This is a genomic window from Micromonospora krabiensis, assembly GCF_900091425.1.
In the GTDB taxonomy this organism is placed as follows: Bacteria; Actinomycetota; Actinomycetes; order Mycobacteriales; family Micromonosporaceae; genus Micromonospora; species Micromonospora krabiensis.
This window is the reverse complement of the sequence record NZ_LT598496.1, coordinates 5481844-5507199: the sequence shown is the minus strand read 5'-3', so window position 1 is coordinate 5507199 and position 25356 is coordinate 5481844. Positions and strand designations below refer to the sequence as shown.

General features: G+C 70.9%; 28 protein-coding genes and 1 tRNA gene. 11 read left to right on the top strand and 18 right to left on the bottom strand.

All coding sequences use genetic code 11. The features are described from left to right. Positions 1-42: 42 nt before the first annotated feature. A complete protein-coding gene (locus GA0070620_RS25270) occupies positions 43-492 on the top strand; it encodes a hypothetical protein (RefSeq protein ID WP_091594876.1) in 450 nt (149 codons plus the stop codon). Here the strand turns inward: GA0070620_RS25270 and GA0070620_RS25265 are convergent. From GA0070620_RS25265 to GA0070620_RS25250, 4 genes are read right to left on the bottom strand one after another with little or no spacing between them, the layout of a single operon-like run. Then, complete coding sequence (locus tag GA0070620_RS25265) at positions 476-1252, bottom strand: glycosyltransferase (RefSeq protein WP_231921972.1); 777 nt, start codon at positions 1250-1252, stop codon at positions 476-478. The two genes, GA0070620_RS25270 and GA0070620_RS25265, sit on opposite strands and share 17 nt — an antisense overlap. After that, positions 1240-2208 carry a GntR family transcriptional regulator gene (locus tag GA0070620_RS25260; protein WP_231921971.1) on the bottom strand — a complete coding sequence of 323 codons (969 nt, stop codon included), beginning with the start codon at positions 2206-2208 and terminating at the stop codon, positions 1240-1242. The genes GA0070620_RS25265 and GA0070620_RS25260 overlap by 13 nt, the downstream gene beginning before the upstream one ends. After that, complete coding sequence (locus tag GA0070620_RS25255) at positions 2195-2539, bottom strand: hypothetical protein (RefSeq protein WP_231921970.1); 345 nt, start codon at positions 2537-2539, stop codon at positions 2195-2197. Before GA0070620_RS25255 ends, GA0070620_RS25260 begins: the two co-directional genes overlap by 14 nt. After that, positions 2532-2777, bottom strand: coding sequence for a hypothetical protein (locus tag GA0070620_RS25250; protein ID WP_231921969.1), 246 nt, complete (start codon positions 2775-2777; stop codon positions 2532-2534). The genes GA0070620_RS25255 and GA0070620_RS25250 overlap by 8 nt, the downstream gene beginning before the upstream one ends. A 634-nt stretch (positions 2778-3411) precedes the next feature. Here GA0070620_RS25250 and GA0070620_RS25245 point away from each other — a divergent pair. Genes GA0070620_RS25245 through GA0070620_RS34305 form a run of 3 tightly spaced genes read left to right on the top strand, consistent with a single transcriptional unit; the run spans position 3412 to position 5608 of the window. After that, positions 3412-3879: a GntR family transcriptional regulator gene (locus GA0070620_RS25245; protein WP_091594868.1), complete on the top strand. Its 468-nt coding sequence runs from the start codon at positions 3412-3414 to the stop codon at positions 3877-3879. After that, complete coding sequence (locus tag GA0070620_RS25240; RefSeq protein WP_091594866.1) at positions 3880-4941, top strand: DUF262 domain-containing protein; 1062 nt, start codon at positions 3880-3882, stop codon at positions 4939-4941. Further along, a complete protein-coding gene (locus GA0070620_RS34305) occupies positions 4931-5608 on the top strand; it encodes a HEPN domain-containing protein (protein WP_172836496.1) in 678 nt (225 codons plus the stop codon). The genes GA0070620_RS25240 and GA0070620_RS34305 overlap by 11 nt, the downstream gene beginning before the upstream one ends. A gap of 532 nt (positions 5609-6140) precedes the next feature. Here the strand turns inward: GA0070620_RS34305 and GA0070620_RS25235 are convergent. Beyond that, positions 6141-6224 (bottom strand) — tRNA-Tyr (locus tag GA0070620_RS25235). A 149-nt stretch (positions 6225-6373) separates the two neighbouring features. Here GA0070620_RS25235 and GA0070620_RS25230 point away from each other — a divergent pair. Together GA0070620_RS25230 and GA0070620_RS25225 are read left to right on the top strand one after the other, a co-directional pair. After that, positions 6374-6868: a YajQ family cyclic di-GMP-binding protein gene (locus GA0070620_RS25230; RefSeq protein ID WP_091599353.1), complete on the top strand. Its 495-nt coding sequence runs from the start codon at positions 6374-6376 to the stop codon at positions 6866-6868. 115 nt (positions 6869-6983) lie between these two features. Further along, the gene (locus GA0070620_RS25225) at positions 6984-7229 is read left to right on the top strand and encodes a hypothetical protein (protein WP_091594864.1); all 246 of its coding nucleotides are present in this window, start codon (positions 6984-6986) and stop codon (positions 7227-7229) included. Positions 7230-7434: 205 nt separating this feature from the next. Here the strand turns inward: GA0070620_RS25225 and GA0070620_RS25220 are convergent, their stop codons facing one another. The 8 genes from GA0070620_RS25220 to GA0070620_RS25185 all read right to left on the bottom strand — a co-directional run bounded on the left by GA0070620_RS25220 (position 7435) and on the right by GA0070620_RS25185 (position 16517). Next, positions 7435-8694: an MFS transporter gene (locus tag GA0070620_RS25220; protein ID WP_091594862.1), complete on the bottom strand. Its 1260-nt coding sequence runs from the start codon at positions 8692-8694 to the stop codon at positions 7435-7437. Positions 8695-8836: 142 nt separating this feature from the next. Next, positions 8837-9712 carry a zinc metalloprotease HtpX gene (gene htpX / locus GA0070620_RS25215; RefSeq protein WP_091599350.1) on the bottom strand — a complete coding sequence of 292 codons (876 nt, stop codon included), beginning with the start codon at positions 9710-9712 and terminating at the stop codon, positions 8837-8839. 135 nt (positions 9713-9847) lie between these two features. After that, the gene (locus GA0070620_RS25210) at positions 9848-11341 is read right to left on the bottom strand and encodes an NADH-quinone oxidoreductase subunit N (RefSeq protein WP_091594861.1); all 1494 of its coding nucleotides are present in this window, start codon (positions 11339-11341) and stop codon (positions 9848-9850) included. A 164-nt stretch (positions 11342-11505) separates the two neighbouring features. After that, positions 11506-13011 carry a complex I subunit 4 family protein gene (locus tag GA0070620_RS25205; protein ID WP_091594859.1) on the bottom strand — a complete coding sequence of 502 codons (1506 nt, stop codon included), beginning with the start codon at positions 13009-13011 and terminating at the stop codon, positions 11506-11508. Next, positions 13008-14972, bottom strand: a complete 1965-nt coding sequence (locus GA0070620_RS25200; protein WP_091594857.1) for an NADH-quinone oxidoreductase subunit 5 family protein — start codon at positions 14970-14972, stop codon at positions 13008-13010. Before GA0070620_RS25200 ends, GA0070620_RS25205 begins: the two co-directional genes overlap by 4 nt. Further along, complete coding sequence (gene nuoK, locus GA0070620_RS25195) at positions 14969-15364, bottom strand: NADH-quinone oxidoreductase subunit NuoK (protein WP_091594855.1); 396 nt, start codon at positions 15362-15364, stop codon at positions 14969-14971. The genes GA0070620_RS25200 and nuoK overlap by 4 nt, the downstream gene beginning before the upstream one ends. Continuing rightward, positions 15361-15894 (bottom strand): NADH-quinone oxidoreductase subunit J family protein, encoded by a 534-nt coding sequence (locus GA0070620_RS25190; protein ID WP_091594854.1) that lies wholly within the window; start codon positions 15892-15894, stop codon positions 15361-15363. The genes nuoK and GA0070620_RS25190 overlap by 4 nt, the downstream gene beginning before the upstream one ends. Further along, positions 15891-16517: a NuoI/complex I 23 kDa subunit family protein gene (locus GA0070620_RS25185; RefSeq protein ID WP_091594852.1), complete on the bottom strand. Its 627-nt coding sequence runs from the start codon at positions 16515-16517 to the stop codon at positions 15891-15893. The genes GA0070620_RS25190 and GA0070620_RS25185 overlap by 4 nt, the downstream gene beginning before the upstream one ends. Positions 16518-16607: 90 nt before the next feature. Here GA0070620_RS25185 and GA0070620_RS25180 point away from each other — a divergent pair, with 90 nt between their 5' ends. Then, on the top strand, positions 16608-16817 hold the full coding sequence (locus GA0070620_RS25180; protein WP_231921968.1) for a hypothetical protein: 210 nt from the start codon (positions 16608-16610) through the stop codon (positions 16815-16817). Here the strand turns inward: GA0070620_RS25180 and GA0070620_RS25175 are convergent. Further along, positions 16798-17229 carry an ester cyclase gene (locus GA0070620_RS25175; RefSeq protein WP_091594850.1) on the bottom strand — a complete coding sequence of 144 codons (432 nt, stop codon included), beginning with the start codon at positions 17227-17229 and terminating at the stop codon, positions 16798-16800. The genes GA0070620_RS25180 and GA0070620_RS25175 overlap by 20 nt on opposite strands. 143 nt (positions 17230-17372) lie before the next feature. Here GA0070620_RS25175 and GA0070620_RS25170 point away from each other — a divergent pair, with 143 nt between their 5' ends. Further along, positions 17373-18395: a glutathione S-transferase family protein gene (locus GA0070620_RS25170; RefSeq protein ID WP_091594848.1), complete on the top strand. Its 1023-nt coding sequence runs from the start codon at positions 17373-17375 to the stop codon at positions 18393-18395. Between the two features lie 7 nt (positions 18396-18402). Here the strand turns inward: GA0070620_RS25170 and GA0070620_RS25165 are convergent, their stop codons facing one another. Together GA0070620_RS25165 and GA0070620_RS25160 are read right to left on the bottom strand one after the other, a co-directional pair. Beyond that, the gene (locus GA0070620_RS25165; RefSeq protein WP_091594846.1) at positions 18403-19365 is read right to left on the bottom strand and encodes a complex I subunit 1/NuoH family protein; all 963 of its coding nucleotides are present in this window, start codon (positions 19363-19365) and stop codon (positions 18403-18405) included. Continuing rightward, positions 19365-20150 carry an NADH-quinone oxidoreductase subunit C gene (locus GA0070620_RS25160; protein WP_091594844.1) on the bottom strand — a complete coding sequence of 262 codons (786 nt, stop codon included), beginning with the start codon at positions 20148-20150 and terminating at the stop codon, positions 19365-19367. Before GA0070620_RS25160 ends, GA0070620_RS25165 begins: the two co-directional genes overlap by 1 nt. Positions 20151-20263: 113 nt before the next feature. Here GA0070620_RS25160 and GA0070620_RS25155 point away from each other — a divergent pair, with 113 nt between their 5' ends. Further along, positions 20264-21310: a glucose 1-dehydrogenase gene (locus GA0070620_RS25155; protein WP_091594842.1), complete on the top strand. Its 1047-nt coding sequence runs from the start codon at positions 20264-20266 to the stop codon at positions 21308-21310. Positions 21311-21322: 12 nt separating this feature from the next. Here the strand turns inward: GA0070620_RS25155 and GA0070620_RS25150 are convergent, their stop codons facing one another. Beyond that, complete coding sequence (locus tag GA0070620_RS25150; RefSeq protein ID WP_091599347.1) at positions 21323-22639, bottom strand: DUF2252 domain-containing protein; 1317 nt, start codon at positions 22637-22639, stop codon at positions 21323-21325. A 49-nt stretch (positions 22640-22688) separates the two neighbouring features. Further along, the gene (locus tag GA0070620_RS25145; protein ID WP_091594840.1) at positions 22689-23267 is read right to left on the bottom strand and encodes an NADH-quinone oxidoreductase subunit B; all 579 of its coding nucleotides are present in this window, start codon (positions 23265-23267) and stop codon (positions 22689-22691) included. Between the two features lie 136 nt (positions 23268-23403). On the opposite strand from GA0070620_RS25145, the gene GA0070620_RS25140 reads away from it, so the two are divergent. Together GA0070620_RS25140 and GA0070620_RS25135 are read left to right on the top strand one after the other, a co-directional pair. Beyond that, on the top strand, positions 23404-23964 hold the full coding sequence (locus GA0070620_RS25140; RefSeq protein WP_091594839.1) for an RNA polymerase sigma factor: 561 nt from the start codon (positions 23404-23406) through the stop codon (positions 23962-23964). Next, on the top strand, positions 23957-25153 hold the full coding sequence (locus tag GA0070620_RS25135; RefSeq protein ID WP_091594837.1) for an EF-hand domain-containing protein: 1197 nt from the start codon (positions 23957-23959) through the stop codon (positions 25151-25153). The genes GA0070620_RS25140 and GA0070620_RS25135 overlap by 8 nt, the downstream gene beginning before the upstream one ends. The last annotated feature ends 203 nt before the right edge of the window (positions 25154-25356 follow it).

Sequence of the window (25356 nt, the reverse complement as noted above, 5' to 3'; positions counted from 1 at the left end):
TTATCTGAAGTTGCGCAACCAATATTCGAGTAAGGAAGCAGCATGGCGCAGGGGCTTGAGCAAGAGGCGATGGATAAACTTCACGCGCGCTCCGCTGGTACGGACGATCAGACCGTCGAGGCGTTGGGTGAGTTGAGCAAGGCGCTGGAGACGATTCATCGCGTACGTGGCCACCTGTACTCGGCCCATCAGCTCGTGGGTGGCGCGGACCTCACCCTTGACCGGGTAGTGGAGTTGCTCCGACAGGCGGGGCATGAGGAGGTCGCGGACCGGGTGGAGCGGGAACTTCTCGGCCGCAACGTCCTGCCTGGCCGGTGGACCTTCCAGATCATGGAGGAGTTCGACGACGGCTACTACGCGGCGTTCCAGGAGATCGAGCGCTACGCCCGAGAGAAGCTAGCTGGCGGCCGGCGACACATCTATGAGGCTGAGATGAAGGCGCGGCGCCGGACGCCAGGAATGCCGGGGCACGAGGCTACGCCGAACGAATAAGCGGAAGCCCCTCGGGCAGCATCGAGGCGAGAGCGACGGCTCGGGCCTCGATGATCTTCATGCGTCCCTCGTACTCGATCGGCTCTCGGTGCGCTGCCTGGCTAGTCACCTGTCCGGGCCACTTGCGATAGAGCAGCCCATGCTCCCGGGTGAAGTAGCCCTCGCTGACAGCGCTCGCGGCCAAGAGGAGGCCGGTGTCCTCGGAGGCAGGCAGCGCCATCCAACCGCCGAGCGCGAGAAGCAGGTCATGGCGGATGCAGAGCGTCGCCGGGTGAACCTGGGCGCGGTAGCCGTTGGCCTGCCAGACGGAAAGGACGTCACCGCGGGCCACCGTTCCGCCCTCAGGATCCTTGTCCCAGCCGACGGTCGACCCGTCGGGCATCAGGTCCAGGACGCGGGAGGTCGTCCAACCAATGCGCGGGTGCGCGTCGAACGCGGCGATGTCGCGGGCGAGCGCGCCGGGGGTCAGCTGGTCGTCCGCGTCCAGGACCTTGACCAACTGCCCGGAGACTCGGGAAAGAGCGAGGGTGCGGGCGACACCGGGGCCGCCCGGACGACCCCCGCCGAGACTGATACGAGGGTCATCCGGCAGCACTCTCGCGAGCGCGCCTGTCTGCCCGTCTTCTTGGACGAGCCACTGCCAGTCCCACCCGTCAGGCATCTCCTGGCGGACCAACGACTGGTAGGCGCCAGCCAGGTACTCGATGCTGGGCGCGTGGACCGGGGTGATGACCGAGACGAGTTGGGTCAAGTTCTCCACCGCTTGAGTTTGTGCGAGTAGACGAGCTCGGTGCGGTCGCCCGGCATCACCACATCGGCGACCTCGACGACTCGGCCAGCGGTGTCGATAGAGGTCTTCCGCACGGTGAGCACGGAGACGCCCGGGTCGATGTCCAGCAGCTCAGCCTCGTCCGGCGACGGCGGACGCGCCCGGATCTCATCTTCGATCCGGTCCAGCTCGATGCCGAGCGTGTGGAGCTGGTGCTGCGTGCCACCGGGCCAGGGCTCCTTGCCCGCGTCGAGCAGATCCGGGTTCGCGGCCACCAGGTCGTACGGCAGGTAGGAGTACGACATGGTCAGCGGTGCGTTCTCGTGGCGAGAGGATGTCCAGTAGACCCGACGCAACAGCGGAACGCCCGGCTCGACGTGCAAGGCCGCCGCCATCTCCTGGTCCGCGTCGACGCGGGTGTACTCGGCGTGGAACTTGAGGTCGTCGACGGTCAGACCGGTGTCGTGCTCGGTGGCACCGGTCTTCAGTCGCTCGTCCTCATCGAGCAGGACCCGGTCCTTCTCCCACTGGTACCGCTCGGCGTTGCGACGGCGTACCCGCTGGCGAGGTGCACGCACATAGGTGCCGCGCCCTTGCTCCGCCCGGACCAGGCCCCACTCGCGAAGCTGACGGATGGCGTTGCGGACGCTGGTCCGCGACAGACCGGAGGTGTCGGCCAGCTCGGTCTCGCTCGGCATCAGCGTGCCGGGCGCCAGTTCGCCGCTCGTGATCTTCGCCCGCAACTCTTCCGCGAGTTGCAGGTAACGAGGGCGCCAGTCCCGGCCGATCACACCCGTCACCGTACCCCCTAGACGTTCCAACGTCTGCCAGGTGGTCCCGCCGGCGGGCCGCTCGGGCGCGAGGGTGACGACTGCAGCGGGCCGCTTCGCCTGCCGCCCGGTGAGCGGTGACGTCCGGGGGGTCATCCGGCGGTCAGCGGTACTCATCGTGTTCCTCCGGAGTCTGCCCCTTGGTCATCATCAGCAGACGGGCGTAGGCCAACTCGTAGATGAGCCGGTCGAGCTGAATACGGTCGAGCAAGATCGATTGGGTAGCCCCGTTGCGGGTGGAATCGAGCTTCACCGCCAGGTCCCGTCGCGCGAACCGGTCGAGCAGCAGCTGAACGCTGATCCAGCCTGCTCGCTCCCGACCAACCGTGGCCGAGAGGCCCCGGTGCATCGGATCGTTCGGGCCGCAGCCTCGACACCACTTCGGGCATGCGACAGGCCCGTCCACCACCCTCGGTCCGCTCTCCGCCCCGGTGCCGCGCTCAGTCATCGTCGCTCCCGGATTGCCCACCGGCCTCGTTCAGCAGACCGCGAAGGCGCTCGACCAGCTGGCCTGCCTGACTGAGGGACAACTCGGCCCAGCCGTTCCCGGATCGGCCCGTCGCGTGCACCGCGACCAAAGGCGTCCGCGCGTCGGTGCCGATGAGGTACGTGACGATCGCGCCACCCGCCCGTCCATCGCCAAACCGGTACAGCGGGCCACGGTGGCGGCGGGCCATGTGCGTCATCAGTGGGGGTACCAGGTGACCGCATCGGTCTGGGACGCACCAGTCCGGGTGACTCACCGGGGTGAGTGGCTTGCGTGTACCTGTCACCGCGGCCACCGCCCACCGTTGCCCCGGTAGAGCTGGGCTCGCGTCATCGAGGGCGCGTACCGCAGCACGGGAACCTCCCGTGTCGCTGCCACCGACCATCGCTGCGGCGGCATCGACACCGAGCGTGGACCGTTTGGAACGTTGCTACTTGCGGCCCGCGCCGGCGGGCGCTTCCCGAGCCACCAGGACGAGAACCAGCGGCGCCGACGATGAGAGCTAGACATAGCACCTCCACAGGTAGACGGAGCCGGTGGCCCCGACCACGGGGGAACGCAGCCGGCCACCGGCCCGGATGAAGGCACGGCGCACCGTCCGACGCAGACGGGTCGCGTATCGCCGAGCCAACTTTTCCGCGCGGCTACCGCAACCGGTCCGACAGGACGCCGCGCGTCAGGTGCGACCAGGGCTGGCGGGCCCCACCCCTGATACGACCCGTCACCCTGACCGCACACAAGGAAACGTATCTACAAGTGGACCAGTTGTCCAGTCATCGAAACCAGCCACCTGGTTGACACTTGGTAACACAAGTGCCAGGTAGGGTAAGGCCGTGCCTACCCCGCACTATGGACAGCCGCGCTATCGCGCGGTCGCTGACCAGTTAAAGGCCAAGATCGAAGCTGGAACCTGGCTGCCCGGCGAGTTATTACCTCCAGAAAATGCTTTGCGGCATGAGTACCGGGTCAGCCGAGGAACGATCCGGCAAGCGATCGCCCTCCTGCGGGAGACAGGTCTGCTAGCTACAGCACACGGGCGCGGAACCTACGTCGCTTTCCCAGCGCCACAACGACCTGGCTGCAAAACGGCGTCAGCACCACTAAACCCACGTCACGTTACGGCGGATGACGACCTGGCTGCACTTTTTGATATCGAAATCGGGTCGCTTCTTGTTGAGAGCCGGTCAGTTCTGCGAGCAAACGGTCACACTGAATCAGTTATCTACACCTATAGCCTCCCAAGGCAAAGCGTGACAGGTGCAGAGCAAAAAGGCACCAGCAGGAAGATCGGAGATCGCTAGTTGAAGAGCACAGCCCAGGAGCAGCGTACCGAACTAGACGACCAGAGGCGCGAAGTCGACTTTGACACCTATGACGTCACTGTAGATGAGATTCTGCGGCGGATCGAAAAAGGCCGCATCAATGTTGCGCCCTCTTACCAACGAAAATTTCAATGGGATCGCGCCCGACAGTCGAAGCTCGTCGAATCAATCTTCTTGGGAATTCCCGTCCCGCCCCTGTTTATGGCGACCAACGCTGAGGCTAATCGCGCAAACAGCTGGGAGGTGGTGGATGGCCTCCAGCGGGTAACCACACTGGTAAATTTCGCGGGAAGCAGCACGGCCCGATCGCGCATCCAACTCCTCGATCCGGTCTTAGCACTTGATGATCTTGACAAGTTGACCAGTTTCAATGGGTTGACTTTCGGCGACCTTCCCGGGGATCTGCAGACTCTATTCGAAGATCGGCCGCTGAAGGTTGTCGTACTGAACGACAAAAGTGAGATCCGAGTTCGGTTCGACTTGTTCGAACGCCTCAATACTGGCGGGATCCGGCTTTCTCATCAGGAGGTGCGGGAGTGCGTCTTCCGAGGCGAGTTTATTGATCTGCTACGCACGCTCTCACTGAACGCCGATTTTCGAACGGTCGTCCGGCTACAGAAGGGCAGCGAGAATGACGGCACGCCAGAAGAGTACGTGCTCAGATTCTTTGCCTATCTGGAGAATTACAGGAACTTCGACCACCTTGTTAAAGACTTCTTGGACGAGTTCACTATCTCCTCTCAGGCAACTGCAGACGCTGAGAGGCGGAGCGTCGTCTTCGAAAAGACCTTTTCCTACCTCGCTCAATGCTTCCCATCAGGGCTGAAGAGCCGAAAGGGAACCACCCCCGTCAACCTCTTCGAGGGTGTCTCCGTAGGTGCCGCCATTGCCCTTACTCAGAGACCGGATCTGTCGGTCGTCAAGGATCCCTCCTGGATATCGAGCGATGAACTGCGATCGTATGTGACTGGGGCCACTAACACTAGAAATCGAGTAGCAGGAAGGATCGAGTTCTGCAGGGATAGGTTCCTTGAAGCCTAAGCTGAGTTGCGAGACACATCGGCGAGCGCTTAAGGAGCGCGTTGCGACAGCCCGTCGGCTTCTCGAAGCCGACCAGGGGGGCGGAGGAGGCGGCGGAGATATATCACGCGAACTGCGAGGGCTTTCAATACTCCTACTCTTTGCGGCCTACGAACATCTTCTGACCAGTCTCTGCCGCACGCTACTTGAGTTCGTGGCCAAATCTCGTGCTACTGCGCGGAGGATGAAGCCTGGACTCCGGCTATTCCTCGCGTACGAGGCTTTTCAAGGCCTTGCGGGCTCAAGCAAAGACAAGCTTTGGAGACGACACGGCCCGAAGGTAGTGCAATCCCTTACCGATAGTCGCGCCAAGGACATCAACACAGACCTTTTCCCTCATGATGGTAGTTTCATGAAGGCCTCTCAAGTCAGGCTCTTTTGCGAGCTATTCGATCTGGGTGATCCCGGGCCTGTCCTTAAGGAGGTGTGGCTGCAACTCGACACCATTGTCGATTTACGTAACGGTATAGCGCATGGACGCCTAACCCCAGACGAAGTTGGTCGCAACTACACCCACGACGAGGCCCTTGAGTTAGTTAACCTATGGGAATCTCGATGGATCGAATTCATCGATTGGATTGAAGTCTGCTGCGACGATCATTCAACATTCACAGTAATGGGACGTTGAACCGTACGTCTCGACCACTGCCGAATAGCTCTGTTAGAGATCAAGGCGCCGCGCTCCGCGCGACGCGGGGCGGTGAGCCGGCCGGCGGCAAGCCGCCCCGGCCGCCTCCGGCGCCGGGGCGGAGAGCCACCGACAGTCGCCGGACCGCCGCCCCGAGTCTGTTGATCCGGCCGGCGGCACGATCACGGCCGGGCGGTACGGAAGCCGAACCAGTCGACCTCGTCGACGGTCAGGGCTTCCGACTGCCGCGCCAGTCCAACCCCGGGACTGGCTTGCCCCCGTTCCTCTCCCGCAGCCGGCGACACCTCACCGCGGTCCCCTCAGCCGATCGCTACACGCACGGCTCCGCTGGACCGGGCAGGACCACCACCCCAGCGTTCGCAGCCCCAGAAGAGCCCTCAGAGGGCAAGATCGACCTGCCCACCATCTGCCCACAACCGGTCGTAGACGGCTGGACTCAGCCGGACTAGGCCAGACAGACGACAACGGCCCCTGACCAGCATCTCTGCTGGTCAGGGGCCGCATCTGCACCTGGTGGCGGGTAGAGGATTCGAACCTCTGTAGCTTTCGCGACGGATTTACAGTCCGCTCCCATTGGCCGCTCGGGCAACCCGCCAGGGCACCCCACCGCGTCGTGACGCGGCGGCGGAAGCAAGGATAGCGGCTCCACCCGGCACGGGCGCAACCGGGTACCGTCAGAGGGTCGTACCGCTGGTCAGCGGGCGACGGAACGCCAGATGACCGCCGGACAGCAGGAGCATGAGCATGGCAGCCAACCCGTCGTTCGACATCGTGAGCAAGGTCGACCGTCAGGAGGTCGACAACGCCCTTCGGCAGGCCGAGAAGGAGCTGGCGACGCGGTTCGACTTCCGGGGCACCGGCGCTGAGATCTCCTGGTCGGGTGAGGAGGCGATCGGCCTCCAGGCCGAGACCGAGGAGCGGGTCCGGGCCGCGCTGGAGGTCTTCAAGGAGAAGCTGATCAAGCGGAACATCTCGCTGAAGTCGCTGGACGCGGGTGAGCCGCGCCCGTCGGGCAAGGTGTTCAAGATCGACGCGAAGGTCATCCAGGGCATCGACTCGGACAAGGCCAAGGCGATCAGCAAGAAGATCCGCGACGAGGGCCCGAAGGGCGTCCAGGCGCAGATCCAGGGCGACCAGCTGCGGGTCACCGGCAAGAAGAAGGACGACCTCCAGGCCGTCATCTCGCTGCTCAAGGGCGAGGACTTCGGGGTGGCCCTCCAGTTCACCAACTACCGCTAGACAGGGCACGGCCGGCCTGGTCGTCGAGGCGACCAGGCCACGTCGGTCACCCGGCCTGACCGTGTCGCCAGCGGTCGTCGTCGGTCAGGCACCCAGACGCGCGGGAGGTGTGGCGATGATTCCGACACTGCTCCTGTTCGGTCTGCTGACCGGCCGCTGGTGGCGGTTGTCGCTCGTGCTCGCCGCCCTGCTCTGGCCCGCACTGCTGCTGGCGGACGGCAGCATGACGGTTGGGCCGGCGCTGCTCGGTGCGGCCGCGCTCGCCGTCGCCAACACGGCGGTGGGCGTCTTGGTCCACCGGGGCGTCCGGTGGGCGCTACGGCGACCGCGGCGCCCCACGTCGACGGCCCCGCCCGCCTGAGCGCGCGTCCGGTGACGGCGCCGACCCGCCTGTAAGCGCGCCCGCGTCCAGTGCGCGTCACCGGTTGAAGATCAACAGCAGCACCACCGTCAGGAGCGCGCTCAACAGCAGGGAGCCCAGGCACCCCACGCGGTTCGAGAAGAAGAGGAACACGGTCCGCCGGGTACCCGGTCCGATCCCCGCCACGCCCGTCGAGCGGACACCGTCAGGCGGGGACGGGCTCTTCGAGGCGTACGGCGGAGGCTTCCGCGCGGGCGATGGGCCCGGCGGGCAGCGCGGCGACCGCGGCTCCGACGGCGACCGCACCGCCGGCGAAGAGGAACGCCCAGGGCACCCCGCCGGCGTGGTCGACGATCAGCCCGGCGACGGCGCCGCCGGCCGCGCTGGCCGCGACCGACATGGTGACCACCCAGGTGTACGCCTCGTTCAGCATGCCGGTCGGGGCGATCCGCCCGACCAGGGTGTTCTCCAGGGTCAGGGCGGGTGCGATGGTGGCGCCGCCGACGACCAGGGCGGTGCCCAGCGCGAGCGGGGTGGGCATCAGCGCGAACACGGCGAAGCTGCCGGCGAGGGCGGCGAGCAGCCAGGCGAACTGGCGGGTCATACGCAGGGCGGGCTTGCGTACGCCGAACCAGAACCCGCCGACGGCGCTGCCGACGCCCCAGACGGCCAGGAGGATGCCGGCGAGACTCTCCGGGTCGTCGGTGGTGGCGTTGCCGGCGAAGGCGGGCACGATCACGCCGGCGGCGCCGAACGCGATGCCGAGGGAGGCCACGCAGATCAGCAGGGCCGGAAAGCCGCCGACGCGCAGCGGGCCGAGGCCGCGGGCCTGGTGCTCCCGGGCGTGCGGCTGCCAGCCGCGCATGACCCGGCCGAGGGCCACGGCGGTGGTGCCGACGAGGGTGACGATCGCACTGCCGACGAGGGCGGCGGTCGCGTCGGCGACCAGCACGAAGCCGGCCACCAGCAGTGGGCCGAGCACGAAGACGATCTCGAAGAGCGAGGTCTCGGCGGCCAGGGCGGTGTTGCGCAGGTGGTACCGGCCGGAGGCGGGTGCGGTGAGCTCGTTCCAGGCGCCGCGGATGGCGGCGGTCAGCGGCGGGTACGTGGCACCGGCCACCGCCGCGGCGAGGTAGATGCCGGCCAGCCCGTCGGCCCCGGCCCGGCTGGCCAGCAGGAGCCCGGTCAGGGCGAGCGGGTGTGCGACGGCGGTGGCGAGCAGCACGGGGCTGGGGCCGACGCGGTCGGCGATCCGCCCGGCGATCGGGCTGAGCGCGGCGCCGGCGATGGCGTAGATGCCGCCCGCGACGGCGGCGAGCGAGTAGCGGCCGGTGACCTGCTCGACGACCAGCAGGAGCGCCAGTGGCGTCATACCGATCCCGAGTCGCCCGATGATGCCCGTGACCAGCAGCATCGGCGCTCCGGGGATCCGCCAGACGCCCAGATACTGGCGCAGCGCGGCCACACGCACCTCCGGGGTTGTAATGGGTGATGAGTCATTTCGACCCTAACGCGGGGCGACCCCAGGATCGAGTGGATATTGCGCCGGACACGACGTCGCCCGCACCCGGCGGACCGGATGCGGGCGACGTGTCGGGGTCAGCGGGTCAGCGCCGGTACTGCACCGGGTTGACCGCGCCGGCCATCTGCTCCAGCCGGGCCACGCGGTCCTCCATCTTCGGGTGGGTGGAGAACAGCGCCGCGATGCCACCGCCCGAGAACGGGTTGGCGATCATCAGGTGCGCCGTGCTGGTCAGGTTGCCCTGGGCCGGCAGGGGCCGGCGGCGGGCCACCGCGTCGATCTTGCGCAGCGCGCTGGCCAGGGCCAGCGGGTCGCGGGTCAGCGTGGCGCCGGACGCGTCCGCCTGGTACTCGCGGCTCCGGCTGATCGCCAACTGGATGATCGACGCCGCGATCGGGCCCAGGATGATGGTCAGCAACAGCACGGCCGGGTTCGGCGCGTCCTCGTCGTCACCGCTGGTCAGCGGGATGAACCAGGCGATGTTGGCCAGGGTGGTGATGATGCCGGCGAGACCGGCCGCCACGCTGGAGATGAGGATGTCCCGGTTGTAGACGTGGGACAGCTCGTGCCCGATCACGCCCCGCAGCTCGCGGTAGTCGAGGATCTCGGTGATGCCCTGCGTGACGCAGACCGCCGCGTGCTGCGGGTTGCGGCCCGTGGCGAACGCGTTCGGCTGCGCGGTCGGGCTGACGTACAGGCGGGGCATCGGCTGCCCGGCCTCGGTCGCCAACTCACGCACCATCCGGTACAGCTCGGGGAACTGTGCCTCGCTGACCGGTTGCGCCCGCATCGCGCGCAGGGCGAGCTTGTCGGAGTAGAAGTAACTGATGCCGTTCATCAACAGCGAGACGATGACGGCGATGACCAGTCCGCCACTGCCGCCGAACCAGTAGCCCACCCCGAGGATAAGCGCGGTGAGAAGGCCGAGCAGAGCGGCGGTCTTCAGACGGTTGTGGTGCACGATCACTCCTTCGGTGTACGGATCGAGGAGACCCGTCGACCGGTTCAACACTCCGGTACCCGTCAACCATCCGTCGTATGGCTGTGAGTTCGCTGGGAGCGCACCCAGGAGAAGAAGCAGGGCTCGACGACCAGGTCAGCGGGCGGCGAGGTCGAGCAGGATCTGCGGTGCGAAACCGACCACCAGGGCGGCAACCGTCGCCACGGCGAGCACCACGGCGACCGTCCGAGCAGCGGCGGGCACGCCGGGCACGCCGACCGGCGCGTCCTCGGGGGTCGGCGGCGCGTACAGGCTCGCGGCCACCCGCAGGTAGTAGGCGAGGCCGATGACCGCGTTCACCGCCACGACCAGGGCCAGCCAACCCGCCCCGCCGCCCAGCAGCGCGCGTACCACGGTCACCTTCGCGAACAGGCCGGCCAGACCGGGCGGCAGCCCCGCCAGGCCGACGAGGGCCAGCGCCAGCCCGGCACCGACCCAGGGCCGGCGGCGGGCCGCGCCGCGCAGGTCGCCGAGGGAGCCACCGTCGGCGTCCGCCGGGCGCAGGGCGGTCACCCCGGCGAAGGCGGCCACCTCCAACAGCACGAAGAAGACGGCGTACGCGACGGCCGCCGCGTACGCGCCGGCACGCGCCTCCCCGGTGCGGCCGGCGGCGAGCGCCAGGGCGCCCAGCGGGGCCAGGATGTAGCCGGCCTGGGCCACCGACGACCAGGCGAGCAGCCGGACCGTCCGCCGCTGGCGCAGCGCCACCAGGTTGCCGACGGTCATCGTCAACACCGCGAGCAGGGCCAGCACCGGGCCGGTCAGATCGGCGGGCAGGGCCGTCCCGACGACCGCGAGCAGCGCCACCACCCCGCCGAGCTTCGACGCCGTCGACAGGTACGCGGCCACCGGCAGGGGCGCGCCGTCGTACGTGGCCGGGGCCCAGGCGTGGAACGGCACGGCGGCGACCTTGAACGCCAGCCCGAGGACGAGCAACGCGACCGCCGCCGCGGTCAACGGCAGGTCGTGCAGCTCCGGACGCTCATTGAGCACGGCACCGAGCCGACCCAGGTGCAGGGTGCCGCCGACCGCGTAGAGCAGCGCCGCGCCGAGCAGGCTGACCGTGGTGGCCACCACGCTGACCACGAAGAAGGTGACGGCCGCCTCGGCGCTGGCCAGACTGCCCCGGCGCAACCCCACCAGCACGTAGAGCGGCAGGGTCAGCGTCTCCAACGCCACGATCAGCGTGATCAGGTCACCGGCCGCGCCGAGCACCACGCCGCCGGTCATCGAACAGGCGAGCAGGAAGGCGTACTCCCCCACCGGCGCCCGGCCCGCCCGCAGGTGCCCGCCGGAGAGCCCGAGCACCCCGAGCGTGATCAGCGCGAACACCGCACCGACCAGTCCCGCCCGGTCGCCGAACACGTACGAACAGTCCCCGGCGACGCAGAACGTCCGCCGCTCGCCGCCGGCCGCGACCAGCCCCGCGCCCACGGCGGTGGCGACGGCCCCCACGGCGGCCACCGCGAGGGTGGCGCGCGGCCGGGCGAGCAGCAGGTCCGTGACGAGCACCAGCAGGGCCGTACCCGCCGCCAGGTAGGCCGGCAGCAACGCCACGTTGTCGACGCTCTGCACCACGCTCGCGCTCACCGCTGCCCCCTCAAGTTCGCGACTGCGGGGCTCGCAAGCTCACTCCTCGCGCTCACCGCAGCCCCCTCAAGTTCGCGACTGCGGGGCTCGCAAGCTCACTCCTCGCGCTCACCGCAGCCCCCTCAAGTTCGCGACTGCGGGGCTCGCAAGCTCACTCCTCGCGCTCACCGGAGCACACCCACCAGGGCGTCCACCGGCGCCTCCGCCATGCCCAGCACCAGCACGGGTGCGAGCCCGATGGCGAGCGCGAGCAGCACCAGCGGCGTCCACGCGGTCAGCTCGGCGCCGGCCAGGGCGGGGGTCAGCCGGCCCACCGCCGGGCTGGGCCGGCCGTGGGTGACCCGACGCAGCAGACGCAGGAAGTACGCTGCAGTGAGCGCTCCGCCGACCGCCGCCAGCACACCGAGGGTCGTCCAGAGGCCGCCGCCCACCTCGACCGCCGCGACCACCGCGAACGCCTCGCCCCAGAAACCGGCCAGCCCGGGCAGGCCGAGCGACGCGACCGCCGCGAAGCCGAGCAGCCCGGCGAGCCGGGGCGCGGTCTCCCGCAAGCCGGACAGGTCGGCGAGGGCGCCGGTGTGCGTACGGTCCTTGACGGCGCCGGCCAGGAAGAACAGCAGGCCGGTGATGACGCCGTGCGCCACGTTGCCGATCAGCGCGGCCTGGAGGCCGGTGGTGGTGAGCGTGGCGACCCCGAGCAGCACGAAGCCCATGTGCCCGACGCTGGAGTACGCGATCAGCCGCTTCAGCTCGGTCTGGGCGAGGCAGACCAGCGAGCCGACCAGGATCGCCGCGACCGCGAGCACCCCGAGCGCCGGCGCGGCCCAGCGGGCGCCCTCGGGAGCCACCCCGACCGCCACCCGGATCAGCCCGTACGTGCCCATCTTGAGCAGCACCCCGGCGAGCACCACGCTGCCGACGGTGGGTGCCTGGGTGTGCGCGTCCGGCAGCCACGAGTGCAGCGGCCAGAGTGGGCTCTTCACCGCGAACGCGAGCGCGAGCAGGGTGAACGCGGCGAGCTGGGTGCCCCGGGACAACCCCGCGCCGCCGGTCAACGCCACGACGTCGGCGGTGCCCGCCGCCGACACCACCACGTAGACGCCGACCAGCAGCAGCACCGAGCCGAACAGCGTGTACAGCGCGAACTTGCGGGCCGCCCGGCGCCGGTCCGCGCCGCCCCAGCCGGCGATGATCGCGTACATGGGCAGGAGGACGACCTCGAAGAAGAGGAAGAACAGCACCAGGTCGAGCGCCAGGAACGTGCCGAGGATGCCGACCTCGACGACCAGCAGCAGCGCCACCAGGGCCCGGCCGCTGCCGCCGGCCGGCACCCGGGCGAGGGTGTAGCCGCAGCAGAGCAGGGTCAGCAGGGCGGTCAGCACCACCAGCGGATAGGAGATGCCGTCCACGCCGAGGTGGAAGCGCAGGTCCAGGCCGGGCACCCAGGGCAGGTCCAGCTGGTGCCAAGGGCGCACCGCCGGCGCGGTGGCCGACCAGGCGAACCAGCTTCGGTCACCGGCGGCCAACGGCAGCGCGGCGAGCAGCGTCAGGCCCGCCGCCACCACGCCGACGAGCCGGGCCGCCCGGTCGGCGCGCGTGGCGACCACCGCGACCGCACCCAGCGCCGGCAGCGCGAGCACCGCGACCAGCAGGAACTGCCCGACGGTCATGCGTTCGCTCCGATCAGGGCGGCGGCCAGGCCGATCAGCAGGGCGCCGGCGAGCACCCCGGCGGCGGCGCGGGGCAGCGCGGCGCGGTGCAGGGCGGCCAGCCCCGCGCCCAGCCCGGACGCGGCCCGGCCGCTGCCCTCGACCGCGCCGTCCACGACCACCTCGTCACCGGTCCGCGCGGCGCGGGCGAGCGCCCGGACGGGACGTACGACGAGGGTGTGCTGGACGTCGTCGAGCCGGAACGCGCGGGCGAACACCGGCCGCAGCGGACCCAGCGCGGTCGCCGGGTCGGCGGCCGGGTCCCGCCGCCAGCGGGCCCAGGCCAGCCCGGCGCCGACCAGCAGCAGGAGCAGCGGCAGCAGCAGCGACGGCGTGAGGTGCACCAGCGGCTCGGGCGGCAGGAGATCCGACGGGTGCTCCCGGGTGGCGGGCGGCTCCCTCACGAGCCGGGCGGTGAACGCTCCGGCCAGCCCGGCCAGGCCCAGCAGCGCGGCCGGGACGGCGAGCAGCAGCAGCGGCCAGCGCAGCGTGCCCGGCGGGTCGTGCGGGTGGACCAGCGGGACGCGGGCGTCACCGAAGAAGGCGCGCAACAGCAGGCGGGTGGCGTACCAGGCGGTGACCGCGACACCGACCAGCCCGGCGAGCCAGACCAGCCAGCCCACCCAGGCGGGGGTCGGGCCGTCGCCGTCCAACGCGGCGGCCTGCGCCACGGCGAGCACACCGTCCTTGCTCCAGAACCCGGAGAGCGGCGGCAGCCCGGCCAGCGCGCCCAGGCCCACGACCGTGCACCAGAACGTGACCGGCATGGTGCGGCGTAGCCCGCCCATCCGGGACATCAGCGTGGTGCCGACCGCGTGGATGACCGCGCCGGCGGCGAGGAAGAGCAACGCCTTGAAGGCCGCGTGGGTGAGCAGGTGGAACAGCGCGGCACCCGGCGAGCCGACCGCGAGCGCGCCGGTCATGTAGCCGATCTGGGAGACCGTCGACCAGGCGAGCACCCGTTTGATGTCGTCCTGCGCGGTGGCCGCGAACGCGCCGAGCAGCAACGTGATCGACGCCAGCACCCCGAGCACGGTCAACGCGACCGGCGCGGCGGTGAAGAGCGGGTAGAGGCGGGTGACCGCGTACACGCCGGCGGCCACCATCGTCGCGGCGTGGATGAGCGCGCTGATCGGAGTCGGGCCGGCCATCGCGTCGGGCAGCCAGGTGTGCAGCGGGAACTGGGCGCTCTTGCCGGCCACCCCAGCGAGCAGCAGCAGGCAGGCGGCGGTCAACGTGCCGGGCGAGTGCGGATGGGCCAGCACGTCGGCGATCCGGAAACTGCCGGCGGAGACGCCGAGCAGCGCGATGCCCAGCAGGAACCCGACGTCACCCACCCGGGTGACGAGGAACGCCTTCATCGCGGCGGCCGGCGCCTCGGGCAGCCGGCGGTCGTGGGCGATCAGCAGGTAGGAGCAGAGGCCCATCACCTCCCAGCCCACCAGCAGCAGGATCAGGTCCCCGGAGACCACCACCAGCATCATCGCCGCGGTGAAGAGGCTGATCTGGGCGGCGTACGGCGGGTAGCGGTGGTCGACGTCCACGTCGTCGTGCGGGCCGCGCTTCAGGTAGCCGATCGAGTAGACCTGCACGGCCAGCGCGACCGCGGCGACCGCCACCGCCACCAGCGCCGCCGCGCCGTCCAGCCGCACGCCGAGGGTGACCGCGAGCCCGCCCAGGTCGACCCAGGTGGTGGACGCCTCGACCGGCCCGTCCAACGTGGCCAGCAGGGCGACCGCCAACACCAGGGCACCCGCCGCGCCGGCCACGCCGAGAGTGATCGCCGCCCGCCGGGCGCGCTGTTCGACGTCGACGCCGTCGCCACCCAGGCCGCGCGGCGACGGCGGCAGCAGCAGGCCGGTCAGGCCGGCCACCAGCGGTACGACCGGCAGCAGCGCCCCGAGGACGGTGGCCGTGTTCACCGCTCCTCCCCCGGCCCGGTGTGCCCACGGTGCGCCCCGGTCGAGGCAGCGGGCAGGGCGGCGGCGGGCACCGGCACGGCGGCCGGCGGCTCCGCGAGCGGCACCTCGTCGACGGCCACGCTGGCGCGCAGCCGGTAGAGCTGGAGCACGATGGCCAGACCCACCCCGACCTCGGCGGCGGCCAGCACGATCACGAACAGCGCGAACACCTGACCGCCGTGCGGCAGCACCGCCCGCACCGTCGTGTCGGCGGTGACCAGGATCAGGTTGACCGCGTTGAGCATCAGCTCCACGGCCATCAGGACCAGCACCGCGTTACGGCGGCGCAGCACGCCGTACGCGCCCAGGCCGAACAGCAGCGCCGCCGTCACGTACGGGATCACCGGCCTCACCGGGGCGCCCCCGTCCCCCGCCCGGCCGGGCCGGACCGGCCGATGTCCGGCCGGGACAGCACGACGGCGCCGACCAGGGCGGCGAGCAGCAGCACGGAGAGCACCTCGAACGGCAGCACCCAGCTGCGGAAGATCTCCCCGCCGAGCCGCTCGGCGGTGCCCGCCTCCGGCAGGTCCACCGCCGTCCAGCGGTAGGCGTTGACCAGCAGCGCGGCCAGCCCCAGTCCGCTGCCGCCGCCGATCAGCGCGGCCGGCCAGCCGGGACGGTCCAGGTCGTCGGAGGCGCCGATGGGCGCCCGGGTGAGCATCACCGCGAAGAGGAGCAGGACGACGACCGCGCCCACGTAGATCAACACCTGCACCCAGGCGACCAACTCGGCGGTGAGCACCAGGTAGTCACCGGCCAGCGCACCCAGGCAGAGCACCAGGTAGAGGCCGGCACGGACCAGGTGTTTCGTGGTGACGACCAGCACCCCCGCGCCGACGGCGACCGCGCCGAGGGCGAGCAGCAGCACGTCCGCACCGGTCACGGGGTGCCCTCGCCGGGGGCGGGCTCGGGGCGTACGGCCGGGGCGGTGGGCCGGGCGGCGGGGACCGCGGCCTTCCGGGCGGCGCTGGTCTCCTCCTTGGCCGGCTCGCCGTTGCGGTCGTGCGCCGGCGGCGGCGGGACCGTGCCCATCCACTGGCCGAGGTGGTCCTTGTCGTGCAGCAGGTCCTTGATGTCGTACTCGGCGTACTCGAACTCGGGCGACCAGTAGAGCGCGTCGAACGGGCAGACCTCGATGCAGATGCCGCAGTACATGCAGAGTGAGAAGTCGATGTCGAACCTGTCGAGCACGTTGCGCTGCCGGGGGCGGGCGGCGCCGGGCACCGCCACCTCCTCCTTGTGCGAGTCGATGTAGATGCACCAGTCCGGACACTCGCGGGCGCAGAGCATGCAGACCGTGCAGTTCTCCTCCAGCAGCGCGATCACCCCACGGGAGCGGGGCGGCAGCTCGGGGGCGACGTCCGGGTACTGCTGGGTGGTGGAACGCCGGGTCATCGTCTTCAACGTGACCGCCAGCCCCTTGACCAGGCCCGCGCCGGGCAGCCCGCGCTCGCCGGCGCCGGCCTCCGGTGCGCTGTGCTCGCTGGGGTCGCTCATGCCGACCATCCTGCCCTGTGCCCCCGGCGCGCGCGACCACCCCCCGAGGGCCGGTGGCGGTACCGTCGGTGCGGGGAGAACGACACACCGGTCGTCCGGGTGCTGAAGCCGACGCTCTACGCCCAGGCCGGCATCCCGTTCTACTGGCGGATCGAGACCGAGGGCGTCGGGTTGGAGGTCGTCACCTACCGGATCGACGCGGCGAACGAGGCCTACACCGAGACCGGACGGTGGACGAAGTTCGTCGACACCGGCGAGCCCTTTCCGGTCAACCTGCCGGTCAGTCGGATCACGCCCCGGCGGCGCTGACGCCCCCGACGGGCGGAACCATCTCGACGCCGAGCTGCTGAAGAAGCTGGAACAGCTCGTTGCAGCTCCACACGTCGACGATCCGGCCCGCCGCGTCGAACCGCAGGAAGCTCGCGCCGGAGTAGCTGACCACCTGACCGGTCGGCGGCACCGGCCCGAACTGCCCGACCTGCGTGCCGGCCGCCCGCCAGTGGACGGCCACCCGGTCACCGGCCGCGACCAGATCGACGATCTTGTAGCGCAGGTCCGGAAACGCCGCCCGGCGGTCCCGGTGCCAGGCCAGCGTCGCGTCCGCGCCCGTCCCGCCGAGCCCCGGGCACTCGGGACCCACCAGCTCGTACGCGGACTCCTCCCGGCCGGCGTTCCACACGTCCGCGACGAAGCGGCGGGCGGCGGCCTCCACATCGGTCATCCGAGCAGCGTAGCCAGCGTCACCCGGCCGGCCGCCCGGAGATCCGCCATGATGGGCGGGGAGCAGGATCCCCGCAACGGGCCCGACGGCCAGGACGAGCACGGGCTTCGGCGGCCGGGGCGGGCCACGACCGAGGAGGCGACGTGGGCGAGACCGGCGGCAAGTACGTGGAGCCCGGTGGCGAGTTCACCCGGGACCAGCGCTACATCGCGACCCGGATCACCGCCGACGGGCGGGACGGCTACCCGGTGACGGCCGGGCGCTACCGGCTCGCGGTGAGCCGCGCCTGCCCCTGGGCCAACCGGCTGATCATCGTCCGGCGCCTGCTCGGCCTGGAGGACGCGATCTCCATGGCGGTCGCCGGCCCCACTCACGACGCCCGGAGCTGGACGTTCGACCTGGACCCGGGTGGCAAGGACCCGGTGCTCGGCATCGAGCGGCTCGCCGACGCGTACTTCGCCCGGTTTCCCGGCTACGACCGGGGCATCACGGTGCCGGCGATCGTGGACGTGCCGACCGGCCAGGTGGTGACCAACGACTACGCGCGGATGAGTCTGGACCTGTCCACCGAGTGGACCGCGTACCACCGCGACGGCGCGCCGGAGCTCTACCCGGAGCGGCTGCGCGCCGAGATCGACGAGGTCAACGACGTCGTGTTCCGGGACGTCAACAACGGCGTCTACCGGTGCGGGTTCGCCGGCAGCCAGGAGGCGTACGAGTCGGCGTACCGGCGGCTCTTCGACCGGCTCGACTGGCTGAGCGAGCGGTTGGCGGACCAGCGGTACCTGGTCGGGGACACGATCACCGAGGCGGACGTACGCCTGTTCACGACGCTGGTCCGCTTCGACCCCGTCTACCACGGGCACTTCAAGTGCAACCGCCGGAAGCTGACCGAGACGCCGGTGCTGTGGGCGTACGCCCGGGACCTGTTCCAGACCCCCGGCTTCGGCGACACCATCGACTTCGACCACATCAAGCGGCACTACTACGAGGTGCACCGGGACATCAACCCGACCGGGATAGTGCCCCTCGGACCGGACCTGTCGAATTGGCTCACCCCGCACGGGCGGGAGACGCTCGGTGGGCGTCCGTTCGGCGACGGCACCCCGCCTCCGCCGCCACCGGCGGCAGAGCGCGTCGACCCGGCCCACACGCCGCTGCGCTGAACGCCCGCTACAGGGCGACGCGGACGGCGGCGGTCAGGACCAACTGGGCCAGGGACGCCGGGACCAGCACCAGCCAGCAGAGCCGCTGGAGCTGGTCCTCGCGCAGCCGCGGGTACGACACCCGCAGCCAAATGATCACGAACGCGACGGCGAAGACCTTCAGTAGCGTCCACAGCCAGCCGAGCTGCGCGTCGGCGAACGGCCCCTGCCAGCCACCGAGGAACAGCACGGTGGTGAGCGCGGCGATCACCACGATGCCCACGTACTCGGCGAGCAGGAAGAACGCGAAGCGCAGCCCCGTGTACTCGGTCATGTAGCCGAAGACCAGCTCGGAGTCGGCGACCGGCATGTCGAACGGCGGGCGGCGGATCTCGGCGAGCCCGGCGACGAAGAACACGACCATCGCGGGCGCCTGCCAGATCAGCCACCAGGGCTGCCACGCCTCGACGATGCCGGAGAGGCTGAGCGTGCCGGCGGCCATCGCCACCGACGCGGCGGCCAGCACCAGCGGCAGCTCGTAACCGAGCAGTTGGGCCGCGCCGCGCAGCCCGCCGAGCAGGCTGTACTTGTTGGCGGAGGCCCAGGCCGACATGAGCACCGCCACCACGCCCACACCGACCACGGCGAGGACGAAGAACAACCCGATGTCCAGCGGCTGACCGACCAGGTCGTCCGGGCCGAGCGGGATCACCAGCAGGACGAGCAGGTAGGGCACCAGCGCCACCGCCGGGGCCAGCCGGAACACCGCCCGGTCGGCGTCGCGCGGGGTCACGTCCTCCTTCTGCACAAACTTGATGCCGTCGGCAACGAGTTGGGCCCAGCCGTGGAACGCGCCCGCGTACATCGGGCCCAACCGGCCCTGCATGTGCGCCATCACCTTGTGCTCGGCCTGCCCGACGAGCAGCGGCAGGGTCAGGAAGGCGACCAGCACGCCGCCGACCCGGATCACCAGTTCCAGCCAGAGCGGCATCAGTCCGTCTCCTCCGCGGCGTCCGGCCGCTCCGCGGCACCCCGCGACGACGGACCCCCGCTCCCCGCCGGGCCGTCGGTCCCGGGCGCCGACCGGGGGGTACGCGTCGGGCGGGCGGCGGAGGCCGGCCGGGCCGGCCGCTCCCGGGCCGGGCGGGCCGGGGTGCCGCCGCGCGGGCCCTCCCCCACGCCACCGGCACCGGCCGGGGTGGGGGTGGTGCCCCACTCGCCCGGCGCGGGCACGCCCGGCGGCCGGATCGGTCGACGGCCGCCGCCCGCCTCGGACTCGCCCGGTTCCTTCGCACCCGGCCAGGGCTTCGCCACCCGGGACGCGAGGATGAACTCCTTGCGCAGCGGGTGGCCCTCGAACTCGGGTGGGAGCAGCAGCGGGCGCAGCTCGTGGTGGCCGGCGAAGTCGATGCCGAACATCTCGTGCGTCTCCCGCTCGTGCCAGGCGGCGCCGGGGTAGACGTCGACGACGGAGGCGACCGCGGGTGCCTCCCGGCGCACCCGGGTGCGCAGCAGGACCCCGTGCCGGTGGCGGGTCGACCAGAGGTGGGCGACCACGTCGAAGCCGTCGGCCAGCTCGTCGACGGCCGAGAGCCAGTCGAAGTAGTCGCAGGCCAGCTCGGCGTCGTCCCGCGCGGAGAGCAGGGCCTCCCGCCAGCTCGCCGCCGGCACGTCGACGGTGGCGCGGGCGTGCCGCTGACCGCCGGAGACCGACGGGGTGGCCTCGGCCGGCGCGAGCAGCGCGGCCACCCGGCGGCCGACCTCTTCCGGAGTCATGTCGCTGATCCTAGGACCGCGCGCGCCCGACCGCGCCGGGCCGCCCGCGCCGTCCGTGGGTCATCTGTCGCTTTACGGGGCGCGAGCCGGGCCGGCACGCCAAGATGTGAACCGTGCGCGCTGTGACTGTGACCCCCGGAGTCGCCGATTCGCTGGGCCTCGACGAGAACTACCCGGAGCCGGCGGCGGAGGAGGGCGCCGTCCTGGTGGAGGCCGTGGCCGTCGGCATCTGCGGCACGGACCACGAGATCATCGCGGGGCACTACGGCGAGGCGCCGCCGGGCGAGCGGCGCCTGGTGATCGGGCACGAGTCGCTGGGCCGGGTGCTGGAGGACCCGACGGGCGCGCTCCAACCCGGTGACCTCGTCGCCGGGATCGTCCGCCATCCCGACCCGGTGCCCTGCACCAACTGCGCCGTCGGCGAGTGGGACATGTGCCGCAACGGCCGCTACACCGAGCACGGCATCAAGGCCCTGCCCGGTTTCGCGCGGGAGCGCTGGCGGGTGCCGCCCACCTTCGCGGTGCGGCTCGACCCTGCCCTCTCCGACGTCGGGGTGCTGCTCGAACCGACCAGCGTGGTGGCGAAGGCGTGGGACCACATCGAACGCATCGGGCACCGGGCCGAGTGGCAGCCGCAGAGCGTCCTGGTGACCGGAGCCGGGCCGATCGGCCTGCTCGCCGCCCTGCTCGCCAGTCAGCGCGGGCTCTCCGTACACGTGCTGGACCTGGCCACCGACGGACCCAAGCCGGAGCTGGTGCGCGCGCTCGGCGCGACCTACCACTCGCAGCCGGTCAACGACCTCGACTTCGAACCGGACGTCGTGGTCGAGTGCACCGGGGCGCCGAAGGTGGTGCTGGACGTCATGTGCAAGGCCGCGCCGACCGGCATCGTCTGCCTGGCCGGCGTCTCCAGCGGCGGCCGGACCATCGACTTCGACGCGGGCGCGCTCAACCGGGCGCTGGTGCTGGAGAACAACGTGGTCTTCGGCTCGGTGAACGCCAACCGGCGGCACTGGGACCTGGCCGCCGAGGCGCTGGCCCAGGCCGACCGGCACTGGCTCAGCACCCTCATCAGCCGTCGCCTGCCGGTGTCCCGCTACCAGGAGGCCTACCAGCCGGGGCCGGACGACATCAAGGTGGTGCTGGACTTCGCCGTGTGACCCGCCGCCGGGTCAGATGCCGGGCAGCCGGCCGTTGCGGAACAGGTCCACGAAGAGCTGGTGGTCGGTCCGCGCACGGACCCCGTACGCGTGGGCGAACTCCACGAGGTGGCTGACGAACCCGGGTTCGTCGCGGTCGACCACCCCCACGATCGCCTCCTCCGTGGAGTAGTCGACCAGGTCGTGACTCGACTCGTCGTCGGCGACGGAGTGCATCCGGGCCACGGCCCGTCCCAGGTCGCCCAGGATCCCGGCCAGTTCCTCCGGCTCGTTGACGTCCGCCCAGTCCAGGTCGGCGGCGTACGGGGAGACCTCGGCGACGAGCTGACCGGCCCCGTCCAGCTCGGTGAAGCCCAGCCACGGGTCGGCGTGTGCCTGCAACGCCCGCTGCGACTCGGCTGTCCGGTGGCCCTGGTGCCGGAAGTAGCCGCGTACGGTCTCGTCCGGGATGTGCCGGGCGACCGCCGGCACCTGGGCCTGCTTCATGTAGATGACGACGTCGTTCTCCAACGCCTGCGTGTGCCCCTCCAGCAGCAGGTTGTACGACGGCAGCCCGGCCGAGCCGATGCCGACGCCCTTGCGCAGCACCACGTCCTTGATGCGCGCCTCCACCGGGCGCAGCTGGGCCGAGGTGACCGGCAGCGTGCCCAGGTAGTCGTGGAAGGCGGCGAGGACGCGCTCGCGGGTGCTCCCGTCGATCTCGAACACCCCGTCGCCGAGGGAGAACCGCCGCTCGTAGTTGTCGATCGTGGTCTGCGCGGCGAGCAGGTCCACCCGCGTGTTGAGCCGGGCCTGCTGGAGCACCCGGCGGAGCACCCCGTCGGCGTTGTCGAGGGTGATCGAGCCGATGGCGTCGTCGCCGCCCGCGGCGATCGCCCGCAGCTCCGTCAGGTAGGACCGGGCGAAGACGCTGACCAGGTCGCCGATCACCTGGTCGGAGAGCGCCTTGGCGTAGCCGAGCAGGGCGATGCTGGCGGCGAACCGCCGCAGGTCCCAGGTGAACGGCCCGACGTACGCCTCGTCGAAGTCGTTGACGTTGAAGACCAGCTGGCCGGACGCGTTCATGTAGGTGCCGAAGTTCTCGGCGTGCAGGTCGCCGTGGATCCACACCCGGCCGGTGCGCTCGTCGAGGTAGCGGTCGTCGGCGAAGTCGCCGCGCTGGTCGGCGTAGAAGAGCGAGGCGCTGCCCCGGTAGAACGCGAACGGCGACGCGGCCATCTTGCGGAACTTGCGGCGGAAGGCGGCCGGGTCGAGCGTCATCGACGCCCCGAACTCCTCGGTCAGGACGTCGATGATGAAGGCGGATCGCTGGTCCGCGGAGGTGCTCATGCTGCGCACGCTAGTCCCGGACCGCCAGCCGGGAGAGTCGGACGACCGGTCAGCCTGCGGGTGGGCGTACGGGTGGGGCGGTGAGCGACTCGACCGAGCGGGGGGCGGCGCCGTCGCGAGGTGCGGTGTCGACGGGAGCGGCGAGCGCGTCCGGTCGGGGCACCCCGCCGACGCCGGACTGCTCGGCGGCGATCTTCTCCTGGAGGCGCAGGATGCCGTGCAGGAGCGCCTCGGGCCGGGGCGGGCAGCCGGGCACGTAGACGTCCACCGGGATGAGCTGGTCGACGCCCTTGGTCACCGAGTACGAGTCCCAGTAGGGCCCACCGCAGTTGGAGCAGGCGCCGAACGAAATGACGTACTTCGGCTCGGGCATCTGGTCGTAGAGCCGCTTGATGGCCGGCGCCATCTTGTCGGTGACCGTGCCGGAGACCACCATGAGGTCGGCCTGCCGCGGGCCGTGGGCGAACGGGATCACGCCGAGTCGCATGAAGTCGTGCCGACCCATGCTGGTCGCGATGAACTCGATCGCGCAGCAGGCCAGGCCGAAGTTGAACACCCAGAGCGAGTAGCGGCGGCCCCAGTTCAGCACGAACCGGATCGGCTCGCCGAGCACCGCCGGTAGCTGCACCTCGGGTCTCCCTCCCGTGTCCCCGATCTGACAGTCAACCACAGGGTCGGCGACGGGAAGCGGGTGCAACCGGTCTCCAAGGCCGGACGTGTGACGGCAGTACCGCGACCTTGGCCACGTTAACGGGGAGGATCAGATGACGGTGACGAAGGAACCGAGGCTCGGCGAGCCACCACCCGCGGACACCGTGGTGCGCGCGGAGCGCCTCGACGGGCCTGACTTCGACGCGATCTACCACGCGCACTTCCGGTCGCTCACAGTACAGCTGACCGCGTACTGCGGCGACCTGTCACAGGCGCAGGACCTGGTGCAGGAAGCGTTCTGCCGGGCCTTCGCCCGCTGGTCCCGCGTCTCCCGCTACGACGACCCGGTCGCCTGGGTACGCCGGGTCGCCTGGAACCTGGCCACCAGTCGGTGGCGGCGACTGCGGACCGCCCGGTCCTGGTTGAGCCGTCAGCGGGAGGAGACCGTGCCCGGCCCCGGCCCCGACCGGGTCGCGTTGACCGCGGCGCTGGCACTGCTGCCGCTCCAGCATCGGCGAGCGGTGGTCCTGTACCACCTGGCCGACATGTCCGTCAGTGAGATCGCGAGGCAGGAGGGGGTGGCGGAGGGCACGGTCAAGTCCTGGCTGCACCGCGGTCGGGCCGCGCTGGCGACCCACCTGACCACCACGAAGGAGGTGAACGACAATGAGTGACCCGCAGGAGATCCTGGTCGACGGCGAGCTGAACGCGTTCCGCGAGGCGTACGCCACGGCGGTGCGACCGCCGGGTATCGCCGAGGTGCGGCAGACCGTACGGCGACGCCGCCAGCGGGCGGCCGTGGTCACCGCCGCCGCCGCGGTGCTCGCGGTGGCGATCCCGGTCGGCGCGAACGCCGCCCTCGACCGGCGGCCCGCTCCGCCCGGCCCCGCCCAGACCGGCGATCCGAGCCCGTCGATGACGACCCCGCCGCCGACCCCGTCCGCACCACCGACCCCCAGCGCGACTCCCACCAGCCCGGCGGCGCCGGACGGCCGGATCAGTCGCGCCCAGCTCCTCGCCGCCCTGGTCGACCTGCCCTCCTGGCAGAAGGGGGTACCGGAGACCTGCACGACCGGGGACGTGAAGCTGCGCGAGTCGCAGCGGGAATCCCGCCCGGAGTTGCGCGGTGACCTCCGCTACGGCGACCTGGACGGCGACGGGGCCACCGAGACGCTGGCCCTCGTGGCGTGCCGGTACGGCGAGGCGAGCGCGAAGCAGGTGGTGGCGTTCGACCGTGACCGCGACGGCCGGATCGTCACGCTGGGCCGGGTGATCGGCACCCGTGAGGACATGGACGACATCACCGCCTTCTCGGTGGAGGCCGGCGGCGTGGTCCGGGTGCAGGTGGCCGACATCCAGCCCTGCTGCGGCATCCCCGAGTGGTCGCCGCAGCGGCAGTGGCGGACGTACGCGTGGACGGGCGAGCAGTTCGACCAGACCGGCGGGCCGACCGGGTTCGGGGCGGATCCCCGGCTGACCGACCTCGTCCTGACCGCCGGTGACCTGCGGCTCGGGCCGCCGGACGGCAACGGGCAGCGCGTCGGCTCGATGACGGTCACCGTCGTCAACAAGGGACCGGTGGACGTGCCCCGGCTCGGGTTCGGCCGGTTCTACACGATCGGTGAACCCACCGGTGGGGCCCTCACTCGATGCCGGACGGTGAACGCGGGTGGTCCCGACGCGTGCCTGCTGGACCCGCTACCCGCCGGGGGACGGAAGACGTACACCTTCGAGTTCCGGTACGAGTCGGGGGCGAGCACCGTCCCACCGGAGCTTGAGGTGATCCACTTCGACGGGCAGGACCGCTACTGGGCGGACCGGAAGCGGCAGGACAACGTGGTCGAGCTGACCGTCACGTTCTGAGGACACCCAGAGGGGTGTGGTGGCCCGACCGGGCCGCCACACCCCTCTGGGCAGGTCCGCCGCCCGCTCCCGAGATCGCCGGAACAGGCGTACGGCCAGTCACCTCGCCCCCGTCCGACAACCTGGTCCAGCTCCGTTACCGGTGACCGTGGGCGGGCGGCGGATCCACGGTCGGCAGGGCCCGCCGGAGCTTCCGGCGGGCC